The organism is Alteromonas sp. MMG017, assembly GCF_018100795.1.
Lineage (GTDB): Bacteria > Pseudomonadota > Gammaproteobacteria > Enterobacterales > Alteromonadaceae > Alteromonas.
Window position 1 is genome coordinate 83681 of the sequence record NZ_JAGJDY010000002.1, and the last position, 21766, is coordinate 105446.

Annotated in this window: 18 protein-coding genes; 9 read left to right on the forward strand and 9 right to left on the reverse strand. The window is 43.3% G+C overall.

Features of this window, described 5'->3' with window-relative positions; translation table 11 throughout:
* Window positions 1–7 precede the first annotated feature (7 nt).
* From J8L84_RS02750 to J8L84_RS02760, 3 genes are read right to left on the reverse strand one after another with little or no spacing between them, the layout of a single operon-like run.
* A complete protein-coding gene (locus J8L84_RS02750; protein ID WP_211069363.1) occupies window positions 8–2224 on the reverse strand; it encodes a polysaccharide biosynthesis tyrosine autokinase in 2217 nt (738 codons plus the stop codon).
* Window positions 2225–2253: 29 nt separating this feature from the next.
* Window positions 2254–2802: a polysaccharide biosynthesis/export family protein gene (locus J8L84_RS02755; RefSeq protein WP_348771799.1), complete on the reverse strand. Its 549-nt coding sequence runs from the start codon at window positions 2800–2802 to the stop codon at window positions 2254–2256.
* Entirely contained in the window at window positions 2799–4001 is a 1203-nt protein-coding gene (locus J8L84_RS02760) for an outer membrane beta-barrel protein (protein WP_211069364.1), read from the reverse strand. Before J8L84_RS02760 ends, J8L84_RS02755 begins: the two co-directional genes overlap by 4 nt.
* A 748-nt stretch (window positions 4002–4749) precedes the next feature.
* On the opposite strand from J8L84_RS02760, the gene J8L84_RS02765 reads away from it, so the two are divergent.
* Window positions 4750–6204: an undecaprenyl-phosphate glucose phosphotransferase gene (locus J8L84_RS02765; RefSeq protein ID WP_211069365.1), complete on the forward strand. Its 1455-nt coding sequence runs from the start codon at window positions 4750–4752 to the stop codon at window positions 6202–6204.
* 243 nt (window positions 6205–6447) lie between these two features.
* Window positions 6448–7362 (forward strand): hypothetical protein, encoded by a 915-nt coding sequence (locus J8L84_RS02770; RefSeq protein ID WP_211069366.1) that lies wholly within the window; start codon window positions 6448–6450, stop codon window positions 7360–7362.
* A gap of 219 nt (window positions 7363–7581) precedes the next feature.
* Here the strand turns inward: J8L84_RS02770 and rplT are convergent, their stop codons facing one another.
* From rplT to thrS, 4 genes are all read right to left on the reverse strand, one after another.
* Window positions 7582–7938 carry a 50S ribosomal protein L20 gene (gene rplT, locus J8L84_RS02775; protein WP_013784592.1) on the reverse strand — a complete coding sequence of 119 codons (357 nt, stop codon included), beginning with the start codon at window positions 7936–7938 and terminating at the stop codon, window positions 7582–7584.
* A gap of 17 nt (window positions 7939–7955) precedes the next feature.
* Entirely contained in the window at window positions 7956–8153 is a 198-nt protein-coding gene (gene rpmI, locus J8L84_RS02780; protein WP_012518091.1) for a 50S ribosomal protein L35, read from the reverse strand.
* A 113-nt stretch (window positions 8154–8266) separates the two neighbouring features.
* A complete protein-coding gene (infC, locus tag J8L84_RS02785; protein ID WP_126873690.1) occupies window positions 8267–8815 on the reverse strand; it encodes a translation initiation factor IF-3 in 549 nt (182 codons plus the stop codon).
* Between the two features lie 98 nt (window positions 8816–8913).
* Complete coding sequence (gene thrS / locus J8L84_RS02790; protein ID WP_057792559.1) at window positions 8914–10830, reverse strand: threonine--tRNA ligase; 1917 nt, start codon at window positions 10828–10830, stop codon at window positions 8914–8916.
* A 489-nt stretch (window positions 10831–11319) separates the two neighbouring features.
* Here thrS and J8L84_RS02795 point away from each other — a divergent pair, with 489 nt between their 5' ends.
* Window positions 11320–12153, forward strand: coding sequence for a pteridine reductase (locus J8L84_RS02795; RefSeq protein WP_211069678.1), 834 nt, complete (start codon window positions 11320–11322; stop codon window positions 12151–12153).
* A gap of 55 nt (window positions 12154–12208) precedes the next feature.
* Complete coding sequence (locus J8L84_RS02800) at window positions 12209–13375, forward strand: DUF3080 family protein (protein WP_211069367.1); 1167 nt, start codon at window positions 12209–12211, stop codon at window positions 13373–13375.
* A 104-nt stretch (window positions 13376–13479) separates the two neighbouring features.
* On the opposite strand, the gene J8L84_RS02805 is transcribed toward J8L84_RS02800, so the two are convergent.
* Both J8L84_RS02805 and J8L84_RS02810 read right to left on the reverse strand, forming a co-directional pair.
* Window positions 13480–14715, reverse strand: a complete 1236-nt coding sequence (locus J8L84_RS02805) for a mechanosensitive ion channel family protein (protein ID WP_247670564.1) — start codon at window positions 14713–14715, stop codon at window positions 13480–13482.
* 217 nt (window positions 14716–14932) lie between these two features.
* Window positions 14933–15562, reverse strand: a complete 630-nt coding sequence (locus J8L84_RS02810; RefSeq protein WP_211069369.1) for a CPBP family intramembrane glutamic endopeptidase — start codon at window positions 15560–15562, stop codon at window positions 14933–14935.
* Between the two features lie 420 nt (window positions 15563–15982).
* On the opposite strand from J8L84_RS02810, the gene J8L84_RS02815 reads away from it, so the two are divergent.
* From J8L84_RS02815 to J8L84_RS02835, 5 genes are all read left to right on the forward strand, one after another.
* Window positions 15983–16840 (forward strand): MurR/RpiR family transcriptional regulator, encoded by an 858-nt coding sequence (locus tag J8L84_RS02815; protein ID WP_057792570.1) that lies wholly within the window; start codon window positions 15983–15985, stop codon window positions 16838–16840.
* Window positions 16841–17033: 193 nt separating this feature from the next.
* Window positions 17034–17597, forward strand: a complete 564-nt coding sequence (locus tag J8L84_RS02820) for a DUF924 family protein (protein WP_211069370.1) — start codon at window positions 17034–17036, stop codon at window positions 17595–17597.
* A 142-nt stretch (window positions 17598–17739) separates the two neighbouring features.
* A complete protein-coding gene (locus J8L84_RS02825) occupies window positions 17740–19038 on the forward strand; it encodes an amidase family protein (protein WP_211069371.1) in 1299 nt (432 codons plus the stop codon).
* A 166-nt stretch (window positions 19039–19204) separates the two neighbouring features.
* Window positions 19205–20782 carry a gamma-glutamyltransferase gene (locus J8L84_RS02830; protein ID WP_211069372.1) on the forward strand — a complete coding sequence of 526 codons (1578 nt, stop codon included), beginning with the start codon at window positions 19205–19207 and terminating at the stop codon, window positions 20780–20782.
* A 158-nt stretch (window positions 20783–20940) separates the two neighbouring features.
* Entirely contained in the window at window positions 20941–21759 is an 819-nt protein-coding gene (locus J8L84_RS02835; RefSeq protein WP_129737666.1) for a sulfite exporter TauE/SafE family protein, read from the forward strand.
* Window positions 21760–21766: the final 7 nt, after the last annotated feature.

Here is a 21766-nt window from a genome sequence, read left to right on the forward strand (position 1 = left end):
TTAATTTTTAGCTGTCCTTATGACTAGTATAATCATACTGATCATAAAACCCGCCGTACCTCTGTGCTACATCAGACTTTCGTAAGTCTACTTGATTTAGCACTACCCCATCAAGGCGATGTCCAACTTGTAAGAAACGAGACAACCCAGTATTGATCACTTTCTCGCTAGTACTGTCTGCACGTACTACGTAAATAATAGAGTCGCACGAGTTAGCAATAACCATAGAATCACTTACTGCTTGGGTAGGCGCAGTATCAACTACCACATATTTATATTGGGTCTTTAATTCTTTAATTAATGCATCGAACCCTTTATCGGCAAGAAGCTCTTGTGGGTTAGAAGGTATGGTACCGGCAGAAAGAATATCAATATTCGCCTGCTCATCACGCACCAAGCATTCATCAAAACTGTGGGTTTTAAGAATAAGGTTAGCCACACCGGGTTGGTAATTAGGAATATTAAATTGCTTACCAATGCTCGGGCGGCGTAAATCAGCATCTATCAATATGGTCTTATCTAATTGCCCTAACGCGAACGCAAGGTTAATAGATACGGTAGTTTTACCTTCTTTAGGCACGCTAGAGGTAACCATAATAGCTTGGTTGTCTTTATCTAAATTCAATAACGACAAACTAGTACGTAAGGTTCTAACCGACTCGGCAAACTGATGTTTTTTACCGTCAAAATAAGTACGAATAGGTAAATTGGTTTTCTTCTTATGGGCCAACCATGGAATTAACCCCAACATACGCTGGCCTAATTTACGTTCTACGTCTTCTACAGAACGGATACCGCTATTTAGCGTTTCCATGGTAATAGCTAAAAACACGCCAAAACCAATGCTGAATACGAAAGCCGCACCAATCAAAAGCTTTTTATTCGGTTCAGAAGGAACAGACGGAACAACTGCGCTATCTAACACTCTGGCGTTAGCTGATTCAAAACCACCCAACTCATCGGTTTCTTTCAATCGAGTAAAGAACGAATTATACAGTTGCTGGTTAATATCAACATCACGCTGAAGCGCTTTGCGCTCATTATCTAACGCAGATAAGCCACGGAATTCTGCTTTCGCTATTTCTACCTCTTGTTGTAACTGCGCTACGCGCTGTTCTGAAACTTGATACTGGGTAGTAATACTAGAAATCAGATCGCGGGTTTGGGTATTTAAGGTTTCACGAATTGAAGAAAGCTCGGCATTTGCCGCAATCATTTTCGGGTGTTTAGGGCCGTACACTTTGCTAAGTTCAGACACGCGAGTCATGGCTTTGGCTTCGTCGCGGCGCACCCCTTGAATGGTAGGGTGATTTAGAACTTCTGGCAATCTTGCAATATCATCAAGGGTAACGTTATTGCGTGTTTGTCTGTATATAACCGCATTTAATTTTAGTGCAGTTTGTGCGTCAAGCAGCTGTGAACTCAAACGCTCTAGTTCGTCAGCAGCAAGGCCAACTACACCGTCTATATTAACCACTTGGTTACGCTCATAAAATTGCGCCAAGTTTTTTTCAGCAATATCTAACTTGTCTTTCAAACCTTCTAAGCTTTCAGTAAGAAACGACGTTGCTTTTGCTGTCATGTCTAGTTTAGCTTGAAGGTAGTTTTCAATGTAAACATCGGCAATAGTATCGGCAATTTCCGCCGACAACGAAGCAGATTCAGTGGTTACTGAAATCTTCATTACCTGCGTGTTATCTACCATACTAACTTCTACGGCGCGCATTAACCTGAACACGGCCGAACGTTTTTTTGCAGCGATAATTTGTGCTTCGGTACGCTCAACCGCTTCTTCTTGAGGAAGAAATGGCAACATATCTTTCGCACTAGCAAGAAGCGAATCTACAATACCAGGGCCTTCTTCAGGCGGCATGAATTTATCGTTTAAGTGTAAGTTCATGCCCTCTACAGTACGCTCTGCTATTTGGCGCGAGCGTAGTATTTCGTATTGGGTTTGCATGTAGTCTTTACGCTTAGTATCTAAGCCATACACTTCTTCAATTGACACCACGTTCGCGTTTTCGGAATCGACTAATATGGTAGTAGACGACGTGTAAAGTGGCGTCATACGCATTACCAGCAAAGCCACTAAAATAGTAAACGCAATGGCTAATGAAACTATACGAAAAGCGTAGCGTTTCAGAATTCCAAGGTAGTGTGCAATATCGATAGTTTCGCTATCTAGCACACCATGATTCACATCGTCCCTATTATTTACTGCCATGTTATTTTTGTATCCTGAAATTCTGCTAATTAGAAAAAGCGTTGATTTACGGTAATGATATCACCGGGCTGAATCATGTCGCTTACCGTAACGGTAAAGCTGCGTGATGTGCCATCTTTTTCTCGAACTATAGTTATTTTGTCTCTTGCTGCTCGTTCGGTATAACCGCCAGCTAACGCAGCGGCTTTGTTAACCGACAAACCAGGCTGATAAGGGTAACCACCTGGGCGTTTAACCTCGCCGTCTATAAAAAACGGGCGGTAGTCAATAATCGTCACCGACACTGAAGGGTTTACTAAGTAATCCCCTTTTAAGCCTTCGTAAATGAGCTGTTCTACTTCGCCTAAGGTTAAGCCTACTAATTTTACTTCACCCATAAACGGGTAGTTAATAGTGCCAACATCGGGCAAACGTACTTCCATCGATAAATCGTCTTGGCCAAATACGTTAATACTTATTCTGTCACCTGAGCCCAATTGGTAGCGGCTCATACTCAAATTACCTTCTTGTGCTATGGCATTGAACGACATCACTACAACAAAAAGGAATGCGAAAATACTGTTTACACATTGCTTCACAGGCTAACCTCAGCAGATAAACCAATTACACTTCTGTCGTAACCAATAGTATCTCGGTTACTGTCTCTGTCATTTAATGTGTAATACAAAGAAAAGCTTAAGTAACGACGTGCTTGATAGTTTAATGCAGCGGTATAACGCATTAAATCATCTTCACGATTGGCAATGCCTTCGTCATCTAACACATATTCATCTGTTAACTTGCTAATGCTTGTGGATGTACTTAAACGCTGTAGCCATTCATGCTCCCAAGAGGCGGTATAATCGCGGCCTCGAATGAAGTTACCTTCACCGTTGGTTTCACGAGTATCTGCACTGGTTGCAAATCGAAATGTTGAATAGGTAACAGGTTGCCATTCAACACCCGCTTCCCAATCTACACCATAGAAAGTACTACGAGTTGCAGACTCAAAGTCTTTTTCGGTATAACCCACTTTCGCAAAACCGGTAGTGGCTGCCGTACTTTCCCACGTAATACCACCTAATACACGTAATGTGTCACTATCAAGGCTAGAAGCTGCCGATAATTGACGGTCGTAACGAGTATATGTATTGGTAACGTCAATCACCAAAGCGGTAGAAGGTGCAATTTTGTAGGCGAATTCAGCGCCTACTTTGTTTTTAGCGCGGTCGCGAAGCAGGTAAGCTTGCTCTTCTCGGTCGTAATCTAATGTTTCTCGGTTTGCCTTAAGGGTTAGCATGCCGTTTGACGTTAACGCACCGTAACTGTACTCAGCACCAGCGTATATACTCTTAAAAGTATCAGGCGAAGTAATATCATCGCCAGCCCCAAGTGAAAAACCGGTACCGCGATCTTCATGGCCATCTTCATATTGCGCAGTTCCACTTAGGCGATGACGACTATTTAGCTCGTATTCACCGGTAGCCTCAACAAAATGGTCAGTGTAATCATCTGCACTGCTTGAAAAGTACACACCGCGCTCTAAGCGGTAACCAAATTGAACGGGGTTGCCATCAATTTCGGTTGCCGCAATAATTTCTGGCGAAAGCGTTGCGCGCCAGCTGTAAATTTTAGGTTCACCATCACGAGCATAAGCAACGTTATCAACGTAGCTCAATGAGGTGTTGAACGTGGGGATGATGTCGAATTGGCCTGCTTCAATACGGCCAGCCTCTTGTGCATTCGATATGGCGCTAATTACCGACAGTGCAACAAGGCTTGTTGTCCTTTTAAACATACTCGCTCCTAAAATTTTTTTGGTCTTATTATGGGTTAATGTTGGGGTAAAACAGTGCAACACTTGCCTGCCTGCTCAAAAAAACAACACTAACCACATTTATTTAACCGATTTGAGTGTGAAATTTATAATCTTTGCGCTATATGCCATTAAGCATGCTAATACCGTGCCATGCACTGTAATGAAAATTAAATGAAAAATTAAATGAAAATTTTCGTTACTTTTTATCAGCATCAATCAACACGTACGTATCTACTAAACAATCACCGTATATATTTCAAAACCTACCCATCACCACTACTAGCATAGCGAATGAATATTGCAGCAATGTGTCTAGATTACGGGCTTACCTGTAAATTGAGGCGACTTTTCAACCCCGTTAAACGAAGTTTTCAGGTTGAAAGTTAATAGATTTATGGCACGCAGTATAAAGATAATTAGTTATCTTACAATATCATTTGAAGAATTGCTTTCAATAGTTTTGTAATAAAATTACAACTTGCTTATACTATAGTTAAGCTGAAAGAGTGGTTAATATCGCTTAGTTAGCTTTTTGTTAGCTTGGCGTGGTTAAGCCCCTCTTCTTGTTTTCAATTTTGCTTTCAAAGCTTTTCGGTACAAATCTTGCTTTAGTTTAACTAATCAGCTTAAAAAGTAATTTAAGCTAAAGCTTATAATAAACGCAGTGGTCTTTTGCTTTATTGACAATTGAAGTCGGCGTGAACTTTTATTTCTTAGAGATACTTACATGGATAATAAAGTAGCACCTAACCAAGTCCTCAAATCTCACGAGGTTGAACCCAATGCTTCTGGCGGGCTTATCGTTAGGAACCAAAGTGGTTTCTCAACCATATATAGGCTTATTGATTTATGCTTAGTGACCTTACTTTATTACGCTTCAGCGTTTTATTACCATAGCCCAGTAACCGCTGGCAGCCTTCTATTCCTTTTTGTCTTTGTTATTAGTTTCCAATTATCTGGTGAATTTGTAGAGCTTTACCGTTCTTGGCGTGGCCACAGAACGAATGAAATGCTTCGTGCAGCGGCTATAGCGTGGGCACTTAGTATGTTGTCTACCACCGCTTTTGGGTTCTTTTTCTTTGGCGATTTAAGAATTACGCCACCTGGTGTTTTATTATGGGCCGCATCTTCATTTGTTGTGGTACTTGCTTGGCGCTATGTAATGCGAAAATTCCTTTTTCGCCTTCGCCGCAGCGGATTAAACTCAAGAAAATCGATTGTAATTGGTGCAAGTCAGTTGGGTTACAACATGGCCAATCAAATTGTTTCAAATGAACATTTGGGCATTCGTTTCTTAGGGTTGTTCGACGATAGAAGTGAAGACAGATTGCCTCATGAGTTTAGAAACCAAGTATTAGGCAATATTGAATCGGCCATTGAAATGGCTAAGCGTAATGAAGTGGACTACATATATATAGCACTGCCAATGAGTGCAGAAAGCCGTATTCGCCACATTCTTGAAAAATGTAGCGACACCACGGCTAACGTTTATATTATTCCTAACTTCTTTATGTATAACCTGCTAAATGCCCGCTGGCAGTCGATTGGCTCTGTCCAAGCGTTAAGCGTGTACGACACCCCATTCCAGGGTGCTAGCGACATTTTAAAACGCTTTGAAGACATTGTATTAAGTATTCTAATCTTAATCATGCTGGCTATCCCAATGTTGGGCATTGCTGCAGCGGTTAAGCTTACCTCTAAGGGCCCTGTCATTTTCAAACAGAAACGATATGGGTTAGATGGAAAGCAAATTACCGTTTATAAATTTCGCTCTATGACTACGCAAGATAACGGTGCTGTGGTTAAACAAGCCACTAAGAATGATGCTCGCTTAACTAAAATTGGTGGGTTTCTGCGCCGTTCTTCTATTGATGAACTTCCGCAGTTTATTAATGTGCTACAAGGCAGAATGTCGATTGTAGGCCCCCGCCCTCATGCCGTAGCGCATAATGAAGAATACCGTAAGCTTATAACGGGCTACATGCTACGCCATAAGGTTAAGCCTGGCATTACCGGTTGGGCGCAAGTTAACGGCTTACGCGGCGAAACAGAGACAGTGAATAAAATGGTACAGCGAGTAGAATATGATTTAGATTATATTCACCGCTGGTCTGTTTGGTTCGATATTAAAATAGTCTTTATGACCGTGTTTGGTGGATTAGCGAATAAGAACGCTTACTAACACTATCTGTTTAAATTTGGTTAGTGCCAATTTTATGAGTTTAAGATTGTAAAATTTTGATACACCTAATCTAAGCCTCAACACCACGTGTTGAGGCTTTTTTGTTTCTGTTAACGATATAATTAAATGCGTGAGGCGCTTGCCAGTTCATTCTTCAACGTACTATTGGAGGCCATTTTAATTGTAGTTTCCGGCTCCTTGAGTGTATAAATAAGTGACACCCATTACATTATAAGCCACGTTATGAAGTACCTATTACTGGCAAGTACGTCATTTTTACTCACTGCTTGTTACTTATTACCTACACAAACTCCCTCACCTTGGTTAGTAATTGATGCGTTCAATAACGAATCGCTAACTGGTTGGCAATTAGCCGACACGCAAAATGACACTGAATCTTATGCATCCCCCTTTAAAGCGAACGCCCAAGTGACTGAAATTCGATTTTACGATCCTCGGGCAGCTTCATGCGCAGCCTTAGGCAAAGGTAACCATACAAACATCTCCCCTACTCTGCCTAACGCTAGCAACGGCTATTTAATTAAAAAGCCTGCAGCTGACGGCGTTGTGGGGAATAGAAAAGCCCTAAGCTTCAAAGCACTGCCTGTACCTGTAAACGTGGGCGATACCTATACCTTTTATACCAAAATTTGCGTTGAGCGATTTCCTAACAACCATGCCTTTGGCATTAGTAACATGCAACCTGCCGACATAATTAAACATGGTTACAACGCGTTTGAACCTACCCTAAGAGTTACCGATAAGTACGAATCGAACGGGTATAAGAACGACGGTAGCTTAATGGTGAAAATAGACAGTACGGGTAAATACCGCCAATACGCCAGTGTAAAAAATGCTGACAACAAAATATCACAGCCTCTTACGGTGGGCGAATGGTACGAAATTTGGTACGTGGTTAATAACGCCACGGTTGAAAATGGTGGGCAAGTTTATAGTGTTTACGTGAAAGGCGGCGAGTTCAGCCAGCAAACCTTAGCGTATGAAAGCGCTAATTTTAGAATGAAACGAGAACTGCCACTTATTTACTTTTTGGCTAATAGCAATACAGGGCCAATTGATAAACCATACGGTAATGGCGGCTTGGCTTATGATGATATTTATATGAGTAAGGGTGTGAATTTGTCTACACCTTATTAAGTGCGTGTGAGAGCCGTGGGCTGATCGCTATTTAACACAGCCTGGCTCTTTTCAGTTTTGGTTTTCCGTTTTGTGGTTTTCCGTTTTTTGGTTTCCCGTTTTGGGGGCTGCGCTGTGTACGAATAGTGCTGTTAACAAAAAACTAAACGCCAGAAACGAAAAAAGGCGAGCATCCTGCTCGCCTTTTTCCGAAAGAACTTAAACTTAATTAGTTAATAATTAAGCTAATGCGCCTTTAGCCGCATCGACTAGTGCGCTGAAAGCCGCTTTGTCATGTACAGCAATGTCGGCAAGGATCTTACGATCGATTTCAACAGACGCTTTTTTCAAACCGTTAATGAAACGGCTGTATGACATACCATTTTGACGTGCAGCAGCATTAATACGTGCAATCCACAATTGACGGAATTGACGCTTGCGCTGACGACGGTCACGGTAAGCATATTGACCAGCTTTAGTTACGGCTTGTACCGCTACGCGATAAACACGTGAACGAGCACCGTAATAACCTTTTGCCTGCTTGAGGACTTTTTTGTGACGTGCACGTGCTACCGTGCCGCGTTTTACTCTAGCCATTAATCAGTCTCCTAAGTCTATACGTACGGCAACATGCGCTGAACCAATTTGGTATCAGAATCATGAACCAGTTTCTTGCCACGAAGGTGACGTTTACGCTTAGAGCTCTTCTTAGTCAGAATGTGACGTAAGTGAGACTGTTTGCTTTTAAAGCGGCCAGAACCCGTTTTCTTAAAACGTTTGGCGGCACCGCTTACAGTTTTCATTTTAGGCATTGCTAAAACTCCGCATTGTTAGTATCGACGCTGGGTATGCAGTTACCGGTTGTCGGTTAATGTTTAGCCGCAGGGTGTTTTGAGATTGCAGTACCTCAAAAACTTTTAGACCACTACGACTTCTTAGTTGGGGCTAGCACCATGATCATTTGGCGGCCTTCCACACGACGTGGGAAAGACTCGCACACAGCAATCTCTTCCAAATCCGCTTTAACACGGTTAAGAAGTTCAATACCGATCTCTTGGTGCGCCATTTCACGTCCGCGGAAACGGATCGTAACTTTGGCTTTATCACCACCTTCAAGAAAGCGACGCAGGTTGCGCAGTTTTACCTGGTAATCGCCTTCATCAGTGCCAGGGCGGAACTTAATCTCCTTGACCTGAATTTGCTTCTGTTTTTTCTTCTGCTCTTTTTGAGCTTTACTTTTTTCAAAGAGGAATTTGCCATAGTCCATAACTTTACAGACTGGCGGCTCAGCATTCGGACTGATTTCTACTAGATCAAGACTGGCTTCTTCAGCAAGTTTCGTCGCTTCTGCTAACGTCACAATGCCGGCTTGCTCACCGTCTTTGCCAATTAAGCGTACTTCTTTGGCTTTAATTTCATCGTTTATGCGGGCTTTGTCGCCCTGAGCCTTGTTATTAGCGCCTTTAATGTGCATTCCTCCAAACATTTAATTCTTCTGTTTGCTCATCATCTGTCTTTAATTCAGTACTGATAAGCAAACACCGTCGTGTAGTATACACGAAAACCCTCAAACTATTTAATGGTCTTTTCTGCCACTTCCTGATTTGCCATGGCAATAAAAGCTTCCAGGCTCATTTTGCCTAGGTCGTCGCCGCGTCGTGAGCGTACTGCTACTTCGCCAGCTTCCATTTCTTTATCGCCTACCACTAGCATATAAGGAACACGCTTGAGAGTGTGCTCGCGGATTTTAAAGCCAATCTTCTCATTTCTCAAGTCCGACTTTGCTCTAAATCCACTTTTTTGCAGTTTTTTTGCACATTCTTGTGCATATTCACCCTGACTATCGGTAATATTTAGAATTACCACCTGCTGAGGCGCTAACCAAAGCGGGAAAAGTCCGGCAAATTCTTCGGTAAGAATACCGATAAATCTTTCTAGTGAACCTAAAATAGCTCTGTGGATCATAACAGGCACTTTACGTTCGCCGTCTTCAGCTACGTAAGTAGACCCTAAACGACCCGGCATAGAGAAATCTAGCTGAACCGTTCCACACTGCCATGCTCTGTCTAAGCAATCATGAAGGGTAAATTCAATTTTAGGTCCGTAGAACGCACCTTCGCCTGGCAAATAACTAAACTCAATATTTTTCTTATTAAGTGCTTCTGCCAATGCAGCTTCAGATTTATCCCAAATCTCGTCACTGCCTACTCGGCTTTCTGGGCGAGTAGAAAGTTTTACCACGATTTTTTCAAAACCGAAGGTATTGTACGCATCGTAAACCATGTCAATACAGCTACCCACTTCATCGAGTATCTGTTCTTCGGTACAGAACACGTGTGCATCGTCTTGTGTAAACCCACGTACACGCATTAGACCATGTAAACCACCTGATGGTTCATTACGGTGACAACAACCAAACTCTGCCATACGCAACGGAAGGTCGCGGTAAGACTTTAAGCCTTGGTTAAATATTTGAACGTGACCTGGGCAGTTCATTGGTTTAATTGCGTATTCACGCTTTTCAGATTCAGTGGTAAACATGGCATCGCCAAATTTATCCCAGTGACCCGATTTTTCCCACAACGAACGGTCCATCATTAATGGGCCTTTTACTTCGCCGTAGTCGTACTCGCGCAATTTGCCACGAATAAACTTTTCTAATTCTGTGTAAATAGACCAGCCATCATTATGCCAAAACACCATACCCGGCGCTTCGTCTTGGAAGTGGAACAAGTCTAGGGTTTTACCAATTTTACGGTGATCACGCTTTTCAGCTTCTTCTAAGCGCTGCAAATAAGCTTTAAGTTGCTTTTTATCTGCCCATGCTGTGCCGTAAATACGTTGCAACATTTTATTGTCGCTGTCGCCACGCCAGTAAGCGCCGGCTACTTTCATAAGTTTAAAGTTTTGGCAGAATTTCATGTTAGGCACGTGAGGGCCTCGGCACATGTCTACGTATTCTTCATGGTGGTATAATCCTGGACGATCATCATGACTGATGTTCTCATCTAGAATTTCCATTTTATAGGTTTCACCGCGTGCTTCGAATGCATCACGGGCTTCTTGCCAGCTAACTTTGTTTTTAACAACGTTATAGTTAGTTTTAGCTAGTTGAAGCATACGCTTTTCAAGCTTTTGAATATCTTCCTGGGTTAGGCTTTCTTCCATATCAACATCGTAGTAAAACCCGTTGTCGATAGTAGGCCCAATTGCCATTTTGGTGTTTGGCCAAAGTTGCTTAATAGCATGGCCTAACAAATGCGCACAGCTGTGGCGAAGAATTTCTAAACCAGCTTCATCTTTTGCGGTAATGATTTGTAGTTGAGCATCTGACTCAATAAGATCTACGGCGTCTACCAATTCGCCATTTACTTTACCGGCAATGGTGGCTTTCGCTAAACCTGGGCCGATATCGTTGGCAACATCTAATACAGAAACTGATTGGTCGAAAGCGCGCTGGCTTCCATCAGGAAGGGTAATTACTGGCATGATATGTCCTTTACAGTGGTGACGCCTACTCTGCGCCACTTGCAATTTTAAATTTAAAAACACCTATTGGGTGTTAAAGCGATGTCGTTATGTTCATTGCTTGCGCGGTATTTGCGATACTAGCGCAATAAACAATATAACTTTGATTACCGTTTACTCTTTGCCGACTTCCATACTTGGGCCGGCCGTATAAACGATAATCGATGGGCGATTATAACGACTGAAAACGCACTTGCAATGGGTAAGGGTATTTTCAATGCCTTGCTAGCCACATTTCGTGCATTTGAGTAAAAACATTTTGTGAATTTCACCTGTTTTTACCTGAAACCTTACTTATTCTTATCTTTAAATTATTGGAAATGCTGTCAAACTTAAGCAAACATGCTTGTGCGAAAAGTAACACCGAATAAAAAAATCGAACAAAAGCCCCGAACAACGGAGTAGTGCCTGCCAATGCCTAACGAACAAAAACTTACCGACAACCACACTATGGAAGATGAAGCCGCTAATGCAGACATTGCTACTGAACAAGTGACACAAAAACATTCACCTGTAGCACTGATAACCGGCGCAGCGAAACGCATTGGTGCCACAATGGCGAAAACCCTTCACAGTGCTGGTTATCGCGTGATTGTGCATTACGGTCAATCGGCTGAAGACGCAACCGCTTTGGTAAGTTCGTTAAATGCAATAAGGTCCAATAGCGCAATTTGTTTGCAAGCTGACTTGTGCAAGTTAGAGGATATTACTCGCTTAGCTGAACAAGCCACTGCGCCAGACGCGTTTTCATCTAGCAGTATTGCCAATACACAAAGTCAACGCGGCATCGACGTACTCATTAATAACGCCTCTAGCTTTTACCCTACGCCCCTTGGCGATATTTCTGCGAGTGACTGGCAAGCATTAGTGGGCAGCAACGTACAAGGCCCCTTGTTCTTGTCGCAAGCTTTGTGGCCTGCATTAAAAGCAAGTAACGGCTGTATTATTAATATGGTCGATATGCACATAGACCGCCCACTGCCCCACCATACGGTATACGGCCTTGCTAAAACGGCATTGGCATCTATTACCCGTTCACTGGCAGTTGAAATGGCGCCGCACGTACGCGTGAATGGTATTGCGCCGGGCGCCATTTTGTGGCCTGAAAGAGAATTAGAGCACGATCAAAAACAGCGGTTATTAGACAGCATTCCACTAGGCGGGCTTGGCTCACCCGAGGATATTGCAAACACAGCAACATTTTTAATTTCAGCTCAATACATTACCGGGCAAATTATCTATGTAGATGGTGGCCGCAGCCTACACACTAATGCGTCGGCGTAATTGCCTGGTTTCACAGCGCATCATTCAAACTGAGCGCACACATATTGGAAAGCGTATGCGATTAGCAGGTGTTGTACTTATCTTAGGTTTATTACAAGGGTGCTTTGGTGCGCCCAGTATTGATGACACCATGGATGAATATACCACTCGCTTATCTAGAGTATTAGATAAACCACTGGTAGATGAACGTAGCCCTTCTACGCAGCCATTAAACCCTACTCTTAAACTACCCTCTCAAACTTACCCCTCGCTAACAGAACTTGGTAACAATGTTACCGCCTTAAATATTAATATAAGAGAGTTCTACGCCATACAAGATTGCGAGCTTGGCCGTATAGTGGCCGAAAGAAATACGGCATTGGGTAAAACGCAATTACCTTCACAGCGCTTAGGTTACGAACATCGCGTATTGAAGGCGCTGGCAAATTGCGAAACCACGTTGCAAGGTGCACAAGACCCTATTGCAGCTACGGTCGCGAGTTGGCGTAAACAAAAGCAGGCTCAGTATCAAAGCGTGTGGGCAAACGTAGTACAAACCAGTACCGAAATGCGACTGGGTTTAAGCATGGCTGCCTCGCCATTACAGGCAAGTGAAAATAAAGATGCTAATGCCTCGATTAATGCGCTTAACTTTATTAACGGTTTAGCTGGCACATCAATTGTTAAAGAGGTTGTTGAAGTACAGCCAGAAGCGAAACGTAAAGCTGATGGTAATAGTAGTGGCGATAGTGGAATTAACGGCGATAGCGGCAATAATGACGATAATAGCGTTGCTGGCGTACCCGAGTACGACAGCCGCGAACTTGAACAACAATTACAGATTATTGCGTCTTCAAGGCTTCCCGCCAAGCTATGGCAAACGCAAGCTATACTGCACAATCGTTTAGTGGAACTTAATCAAGCTTTAGCGCCTGCTCTGAACGATGTGCATTGCGAAAATGGAAAAACCAGCGACAAGGCGACTATTTTACGCAACGTATTTTACTTGTATTTTATAGAAGAAATTCAGCCCATTGCTAGCACCTTAAACAGCTACCATTATCAGCTACAACCTTTATGGGAACAATGGAGTAAAAACACCGCATTAAGCGCGCCGTTTAAAGCGCACATTCATACTCATGCTGTTGAAAACTTCACACTGTACAGTGATGCGATGAAAGCCCACGTGGTGTTATGGCAAGACTTTCTGGGTCGCTGTAACTTATCGCCCACCGCGCCATAGTTTACGGCATTCTACTTAGAACAATCTTTCGAGAGACTAATCTTTTAAGAGACTAATCTTTTAAGAGGCCACTCTTTTGAAGGGCCACTCCTTTGAAAAGCTATCTACAGAATATTTTCACCACTTTCTGGGTCGCGGGCTTTTTTAGCTTGCTCTCTTATATCTTCGGCTTCGCTGCTAACGTCATCGTTTTCATGCGCTAAATTGGCTTTGCTGTTAGATGCTGAAAGATAAGATGCCGGTGCTTTATTGTTGGCCGACGTACCTGCTATTTCTACCGCCGGTTTTTGGTTTTCCGCTAACTGAGTGTTGTTACCTTGTGAAAAGGGTTTATTAAGCGATGTGAACCCGCCGCTTTCATCTTCTGCGGCGTTGTTATTGGCGGTGTTGGTGCCGTTATTTTTGCCAGTATTATTGCCGGCATTATCGACGGTTTGATTAGACACTATGGCTAATCCGTTAGGGAAAACACGTTCTCGAGCATCGTCTGGCATACTTATATCTTCTTCTGTGAAGCGGCCCACAATTTGACGCATCAGTAATGACGACATTTTAAGCACACTGGTGTCTTCAACATTTACCCAAAAATACACTTTTAAATTGTAGGTCGATGCACCTAAGTTATCGATTAACACTTGAGGTTCGGGATCTTCAAGTACCTTTGCATGACTAGATATTATCTCAACGGCCAGATTTTGAGCATAACGAATGTCTGCATCGTACCCTACTCCTAACACAAAATGGCCGCGCATTAGTGGGTTGGCGGTTAGGTTTTTAATGACACCTTTATAAATGGTCGCATTGGGAATTTGAATATGGTTTCCGTCGAAATCTACCATGGTAGTTGCACGAGACGTGACCTTTTGAATGATGCCAGTGAACTCGTTCATTTCAACAATATCGCCAATTCGAAATGGCCTTTGAATAGTCAGCAATAAGCTTGAAATAAAGTTTTCGGCAATATCACGAAAGGCAAAGCCAAGAATTAACCCTACTACACCCGTACCGCTTATTACCGCCACCGCAAAGCCGGTTAACCCTGCCATAAACAGGAATAAATACACGCCAAGCAATATAATAATCAAACTAATAGAGCGTTGGGCTACCGACTTAATCAACGGCGTTAACGAGGAAAAAGAAAACGGCTTAAGTAGCAATCGAGATAACGGCCCTGCCGCGATAATAAACAGCGCCATTATTAGCAGGCCGACACCAAGCCCTGGTAGGCGATACAAAAAGCCATGCCATAAATCTAATAAGACCGACTGTGCTTCGGTGAAGTTTTCTACCCCAGATGTGGGCGCAACTGTATCTGCTGCTAATACACTAAGAGGTAACAGGTTTGCTACGTCGGAAAATACCGTGAAAAAGACCGTAGAAAATGCCGTAAATAAACTGATGATGCTCACTTTCGCTCCTTGAAATGAGATTAGCTACCACGAGGGAAGCCAAATAATTATACGCTCAACCCGCTAAGGTGCTTGTTAGTGCTGCTTACCACTATAAGTATATTAATACGCATATGTTAGTACGCACAGGCTCGCGAAGTGGTTTACGCTAAGGGCCAGCCACCACTAAATATGAGCCTAAACCAATGGTGAATAAAAAACTTCCCCAAATAGCATGCTCTATTACCACAATGGGTGTTGAATTTGTTTGCATGTAACGATAGCCAAATATAGCGCCACCGAACCACGATATAACAACCGCCACCCAATTCCCATAAATCAGATGCGCCAGGCCAAATACAAAAGTGCTTAACGCCCAGCGCGCATTTTGTGAAGGTAAAATACGTTTATAACGGTGGAAGAAAAAGGTTCTAAAAATGATTTCTTGAGGAATAACCGACACCACGGGATACACCAACAAGGTAACTACCCACATCCATGGCTCGTTAATTGGCCAATGCAAAAAAAGCTCAGGCTTAATGAGATAAACACACAGCGCAAGCAAACTTGCCCATGGTAGAAAAAGCTTTAGGGTACTTTTTAAATGACGGCCGTAATCTTCCCAATGCCATAAACGAATTCGTTGAAATTGTTTGTCGGCCAATAGCACGCTTAAACAAAACAAACACACTATGCCCAAAATAGGCATAAGCCAATTGGAGACGTGATTAATCCAGTAAAGCACGGCAAGGGGCAATGCTACGAACAAGATGATCAATTCAGACCATAGCTTTACCACGAAGAACACCTACTTAATTGCAAAATGATGACAGAAATATGAACTTAAAAAGATAATGAAATTATAGTGCCAATTCGCGTAGAAGTCTTACGACAGAGCTTATACATTAGGCTTATACGTCAGGCGTAAATAAGTAAGTCACGATAAATTAGCGTTTTTTTGAATTTCTGGCAGTGGAATAAAGTGTGAGAATAGAACATGATGGCACGTGACATGGTATGTAACGAAGGTACGGCGGTTACGGTTTGCTTGTTAACAGGCAATAAACGCTCACTTCGTGTGTATAAATAACACGCAGATGGGCACTGTTGCTGAAATATATTCCTTCACGATATTGTTGTTATTTGCTAAAAAGCATCAATATAGTGCAAAACTACAAGAACGCGACACCCACCACTGAGCAGTTGAAGATTATTCCCTATGGCCAAAAATTCAAACGATGTTATTAAGCAAATAGAGAAGCACTACGCGTCTTTATCGCCATCAGGCCAAACTATTGCTCAGTATTTACAGCGTAATCCTATTGCGGTTGTTACTCAATCAACCTCTCATATTGCTGAACAAACCAACACTTCAAAAGCTACGGTAAGTCGCTTTTTTCGTCAGCTTGGTTTTGAGTCGCATCAAGAAGCAAAAAATACGTTGCTTACCCTACGCGAACAGGGCGTGCCTGTTAGCCCTAGCACCACAGCGGTTTTACAGCACGAGCAAGAATTAAATAATATTTCGCAAACCTTCGACAATATTGATATTGCTACCCTTACTGCCATTGCTGAAAAGCTGGCAAACGCGCAACAAATTACCCTTATCGGGTTTAGAAACGCTTACCCATTGGCCCTGCATTTTCGCCAGCAACTTAAGCAGATTCGCACCTCGGTAAGGCTTTTGCCTCAACCTGGGCAAACCTTAGGGGAAGATTTAGTCGATTTGGGTAAAGACGATGTTGTGGTGTTGTTTGGGTTTCGTAGACGCACCCGCCAATTTAAACACGTGTTGCATACCCTTTCTCACTGCCAAACCATTCTTATCACCGATCCTACCGGGCAAGTATACCGAGATAACGTAAAGCATTTATTGGTGTGTCATTTAGGCAATCATTTAAGTTCACAGGTAGATAACTACGCCCCATTCGACAGTTATGCTGCCCCAATGAGCTTGGTTTCTACTCTATGTAACTTTACGTATTCTGCCTTGGGCGACAGCGCATCAAAGCGTGTTAAAGCCATTACTAGCCTGTATGGCGACCTTGATGAATTAGAGCCTTCCGAGCGAAAGTAATAGGTAAAGTACGATTTAAATAACATGTAAAGTAATATTAACTACTTTTATTTGGTTGCTTTTTAAGCAAGAATGGAAGATCGAATTATTAAATAAGTACGTATAACAATTCGTGTTGCCACACGAGATACAAAGAGACAACTGCGCTGTTCTCCCTTAAAAAGGCAACCAAGCATTTGATGTTGGAGTTGAAATGGATAAATCCCACCTTGTTATAGAAGAGTCTAGCAGAGTTTTAGCGTTTTGGTTTAATGAACTAACCCCTTCCCAGTGGTTTACTCAAGATTCTGCCCTTGATCGCACTATTGCATCGCAATTTTTAACCTTACACCGCGCTGCATCACAAGGTGAACTATGGCCTTGGCGCGCTACGCCTACAGGCCGATTAGCTGAAATTATTTTGCTTGATCAGTTTTCACGAAATATATACCGAGACACTCCCCACGCTTTCTCGCAAGATCCTATGGCGTTAGTATTAGCCCAAGAGGCGGTGAGTGTGGAGGCCGACAAAGCCCTTACGCCTCAGCAATGCATATTTTTATACATGCCATTTATGCATAGCGAATCTTTAGCTATACACGATATTGCGCTTCAACTTTTTGCGGTTCCTGGTTTAGAGCAGCAATACGATTACGAGTTGAAACACCTGCGTATTATTGAGCAATTTGGCCGTTACCCTCACCGAAACTTGGTGCTAGGCAGGACCAGTACCAAAGAAGAGGAACGATTCCTCAGTCAGGCTGGTAGCCGGTTTTAGTGCATATATGTCATTGCATATAACTCATCGCACATATTGCATATAACATTGCATATAACACGCCAGTAACAAACGTTTCACTTGACAACAAAGAGAAACGATTGTTTCATGGAGGTATATTTTTCACTATTGCGAATGTGCCGTGTCTTCTCCTTTTGTTTCGATCCCTGCTGACTATAAAGTAAACGCTAAAAGTGCTTCAGATTCTGCGGCAGCCAATGCTTCACCAACAGCTGGCGAACTAACTGGTATTAGCTTGGAGGGCTACACTTTAGCGGTAAAAGACTTATTTCATATTAAAGGGCTACCAACCGCAGCCGGGAATCCCGATTGGTTGGCAACGCACCCTGTGCCAACGGCCACCAATAGCACAGTTGAAAAATTAATTGATGCAGGCGCTACCTTCAAAGGTAAAACAATTACCGATGAACTAGCCTATAGCCTTCACGGTCAAAATAAACATTATCCGCAGCTGGTGAACCCTATTGCACCTGCTCACATTCCTGGGGGGTCGTCTTCAGGTTCGGCTGTTGCTGTGTCGGCACATTTAGCTGATATTGGTTTGGGTACAGACACAGGTGGTTCTATTCGTGTTCCTGCGAGCTATCAAGGATTATGGGGGCTGCGCACTACCCATAATGCTATACCGTGTGACAATATGGTGGCATTGGCACCGTCTTTCGACACAGTAGGTTGGATGAGCCGCGATCTCGACACCCTAGAAAAAGTCAGCCAAGTTTGTTTAGCTGATGGTTCGCAAGAAGAATTGGTTACACCACAAAACGTAAACGGTGCAGATAAAACCGACGTAGCCAACAGTGATTCAAATACAAGCTTAGTACGAATTGGTGCCGTTCAACACTTGCTGCAAAGTGCTAAACACGGTGTTTTGGCCACAAAATGGGTAGAAACACTTAATAAAAAAGCAGATAACGCCAATGCGGGTTTTACTATTACCCCGATTACCGAACACGAATTAGATTTATCGGCACTGAATACTGCCGCGACTTTTCGCGTATTACAAGGCGCTGAAATTTGGCGACAACATGGCCAGTGGATAACAGATACATCCCCTGACATTGCCCACGATATAATGCTTCGACTAAATTGGTGCGAAACGATTTCTGAACAAGAAGTTGAAGAAGCCAAGAAGCAGCAAGTGGCGTTTCAAGAATACATCAACAGCTTATTTGAAACTGTAGACGTATTGTTGATACCCACTACTCCCGGCATTGCACCACGGTGCGATGCCGACGAAGAAACACTAGCGAACGATAGGAACGCCCTGCTTGCGCTTACCTCAATTGCAGGTTTAGCAGAGCTTCCACAAATTCATATGCCGCTATTTACCCTACAAAATGCCCCATGTGGTTTATCACTGGTAGGCAAAAAAGGCAGCGATCTTGCACTTATTAAGTTAGCAAAAATACTGACAGCCTAATGCGCTAGTCATCAAAGGCCCGCACTGATGTAGTCGTTACTGATTTAAAATGACGCAGTCGCTACTGATTTGAAATGACTTCGTCATTAGGGGCTTAGCGGGCTTAGCAGGCTTAACATGAAAACAAGATCGCATTTGCCAAATAACAAATGGATAAAAAAAGACAATGAGTGAAAAACATAACATAGGCTTCACAGCCCCTCACTTTGCGGCATCGCAAGTGGGTTTACATATTTTAGAAAAAGGCGGCACCGCGATTGAAGCAATGGTTGCCGCAGCGGCCTCTATTGCTGTTGAATACCCTCACATGAATGGTATGGGTGGCGACGGATTTTGGCTAATTAGTGAGCCTGGCAAAGCCCCTATTGGTATTGATGCTTCAGGCGTTGCAGCATTGGGTGCTACCCCTGAATTTTATAAAGACGAAAGCGCTATTCCTAGCCGAGGCGGAAAATCAGCCCTTACTATGGCCGGTGCTGTTGCAGGTTGGAATGAAGCATTAAAAATAAGCCACCAGTGGCAAGACGGCCTATCGCTTAATACGTTGTTTGATACCGCCATTAGCCAGGCTAATTGGGGTATAGAAGTTACGCAAAGCTTAGTAGACGCCAGTAATAAAACCTTTGACGATTTAGCCGGCGACCCAAATTTTGATCAGTTCTTAATTAAGGGCAAAGCCCTTAAAAAAGGTAAAATACTTAAACTGACGGCGCTGTCTAAAACACTTAGCCACTTAGCGAAAGCAGGGCTTGATGACTTTTATCAGGGCGAGCTTGCTAGCAAACTGGCTACCGACTTAGAAGCCGCTGGTTCACCTATTCGTATTGAAGACTTTAACCAATACAAAGCACAAATTGTAGAGCCGCTTTCGGTTACCACCAGCAAAGGTACTTTGTATAACTTACCTGCACCTACCCAGGGTGTGGCGTCGTTAATTATTTTAGCGCTGTACGACAAGGTGCAGCATTTAGGCTCTTCCGATGCCGACATGGTGCACTTATTAATTGAATGCACCAAACAGGCGTTTATTGCACGAAATGCGAACGTTACCGACCCTTCACGTACGCCGGTTGATTTAGCGAGCTTGCTCACCGATGCGTCACTTGATGAAATGGTTAAACACATTTCGATAGAAAAGGCACAGCCGTGGCCGCATGTCGCGAAACCAGGCGATACCATTTGGATGGGTGCCTGCGATAGCGAAGGTCGAATGGTAAGTTACATTCAATCGCTTTACTGGGAGTTTGGTTCAGGCATTGTTAGCCCACAAACAGGCATTGTATGGAATAACCGAGGTACTTCGTTCTCGTTAGACCCAGCTAGCAACCAATATTTAAAGCCTGGATTAAAGCCGTTCCATACGCTAAACCCTGCGTTTGCCGATTTAGCTGATGGGCGCAGAATGAGTTACGGCACCATGGGCGGTGAAGGTCAGCCACAAACACAAGCCGCCCTTTTTGCTCGACATGTTTATCACAACCAGCCAATTGATAAAGCGATTGCCCTAGGCCGATGGTTATTAGGCCGTACTTGGGGCGATGAAAGTAACAACTTAAAAGCCGAGCGTGACTTAGCTGAGTATGTAGGCGAAAGCCTTATTGCCCGCGGCCACGATATGGTGACTGTCGACCCTTGTAACGAACTGATGGGCCATGCGGGCGCGGTTATTCGCACGTCTACTGGTGCAGTCAGCGCAGCAAGCGATCCACGAAGCGACGGTAAAGCTTTTACCGATAAGGTCTAACAACAAAAATTACCCCAAGCCGTTTTATCGGTGTGTTGCTTTTGGCTTATTTTTAAAGGACGTCCACCCCTTTTTAAGTAAGTCAGAGCAACCCACCATAATTTACGTTGGGCGTAAATTTATTAGTAAGCACACTTTCACAACGAGACTCTTAATTTATGCAGTTTTTACTCGATAACATGACGGTAATATTATCGTTAATTGGTACAGGCGTGTTCGCCGGATTACTGGCTGGCCTGTTAGGTGTAGGCGGCGGTATTGTTATAGTGCCTGTTCTGTTTTTCTTATTTCAAGCGCTAGGGGTATCGGCTGAAAGTGCCATGGTGATTGCAACTGCAACATCACTTGCCACTATTGTGCCTACGTCTATTAGCTCTATTCGCGCTCACCACAGTAAAGGCAATGTAGATTTTGCCCTACTAAAAGCATGGGCTGTGTTTATCCTAATAGGTGTATTAGCCGGAAGTTACTTAGTAACGGTACTAGACGCTAACTTCCTAACCTTGATGTTCGGTGTTATTGCCACTTTGTCTGCTATCAACATGTTAGTTGGCAAAAAAGATGCATTGTTTAACGGCCTACCTGGCCGTGTTGGACAGTCAATTATGGCGGCGTGTATTGGCTTTTTCAGTTCAATGGTTGGCATTGGTGGCGGCACGCTTACCGTCCCTACCCTTACGTTTTGTAATTACCCCGCGCACAGAGCCGTAGGTACAGCAGCCGCTGTTGGCCTAATTATATCGCTGCCTGCTGCCATTACACTTTTATTTGTGGGCACTACCCCTGTTGACGCGCCGTTCGCTACCTACGGTTACGTTAACCTACTTGGTTTCGCGTGTATTGTCCCGTTAACGGTTATTTTTGCGCCCATTGGTGCAGGCATTGCCAATAAGTTAGACGCGGGTCTACTTAAGAAGATTTTTGCTGTTGTTCTCATCATTACTGGCCTGCGCATGCTTGCGCAGGTGTTTATCTAGGAGCCTA

Bases quoted from the DNA above. Each gene is read 5' to 3' on its own strand.
- J8L84_RS02750 (WP_211069363.1), bottom strand. From the start codon at position 2,224: ATGGCAGTAAATAATAGGGACGATGTGAATCATGGTGTGCTAGATAGC.
- J8L84_RS02760 (WP_211069364.1), bottom strand. From the start codon at position 4,001: ATGTTTAAAAGGACAACAAGCCTTGTTGCACTGTCGGTAATTAGCGCC.
- J8L84_RS02765 (WP_211069365.1), top strand. From the start codon at position 4,750: ATGGATAATAAAGTAGCACCTAACCAAGTCCTCAAATCTCACGAGGTT.
- J8L84_RS02770 (WP_211069366.1), top strand. From the start codon at position 6,448: ATGAAGTACCTATTACTGGCAAGTACGTCATTTTTACTCACTGCTTGT.
- rplT (WP_013784592.1), bottom strand. From the start codon at position 7,938: ATGGCTAGAGTAAAACGCGGCACGGTAGCACGTGCACGTCACAAAAAA.
- rpmI (WP_012518091.1), bottom strand. From the start codon at position 8,153: ATGCCTAAAATGAAAACTGTAAGCGGTGCCGCCAAACGTTTTAAGAAA.
- infC (WP_126873690.1), bottom strand. From the start codon at position 8,815: ATGCACATTAAAGGCGCTAATAACAAGGCTCAGGGCGACAAAGCCCGC.
- thrS (WP_057792559.1), bottom strand. From the start codon at position 10,830: ATGCCAGTAATTACCCTTCCTGATGGAAGCCAGCGCGCTTTCGACCAA.
- J8L84_RS02795 (WP_211069678.1), top strand. From the start codon at position 11,320: ATGGAAGATGAAGCCGCTAATGCAGACATTGCTACTGAACAAGTGACA.
- J8L84_RS02800 (WP_211069367.1), top strand. From the start codon at position 12,209: ATGCGATTAGCAGGTGTTGTACTTATCTTAGGTTTATTACAAGGGTGC.
- J8L84_RS02815 (WP_057792570.1), top strand. From the start codon at position 15,983: ATGGCCAAAAATTCAAACGATGTTATTAAGCAAATAGAGAAGCACTAC.
- J8L84_RS02820 (WP_211069370.1), top strand. From the start codon at position 17,034: ATGGATAAATCCCACCTTGTTATAGAAGAGTCTAGCAGAGTTTTAGCG.
- J8L84_RS02830 (WP_211069372.1), top strand. From the start codon at position 19,205: ATGAGTGAAAAACATAACATAGGCTTCACAGCCCCTCACTTTGCGGCA.
- J8L84_RS02835 (WP_129737666.1), top strand. From the start codon at position 20,941: ATGCAGTTTTTACTCGATAACATGACGGTAATATTATCGTTAATTGGT.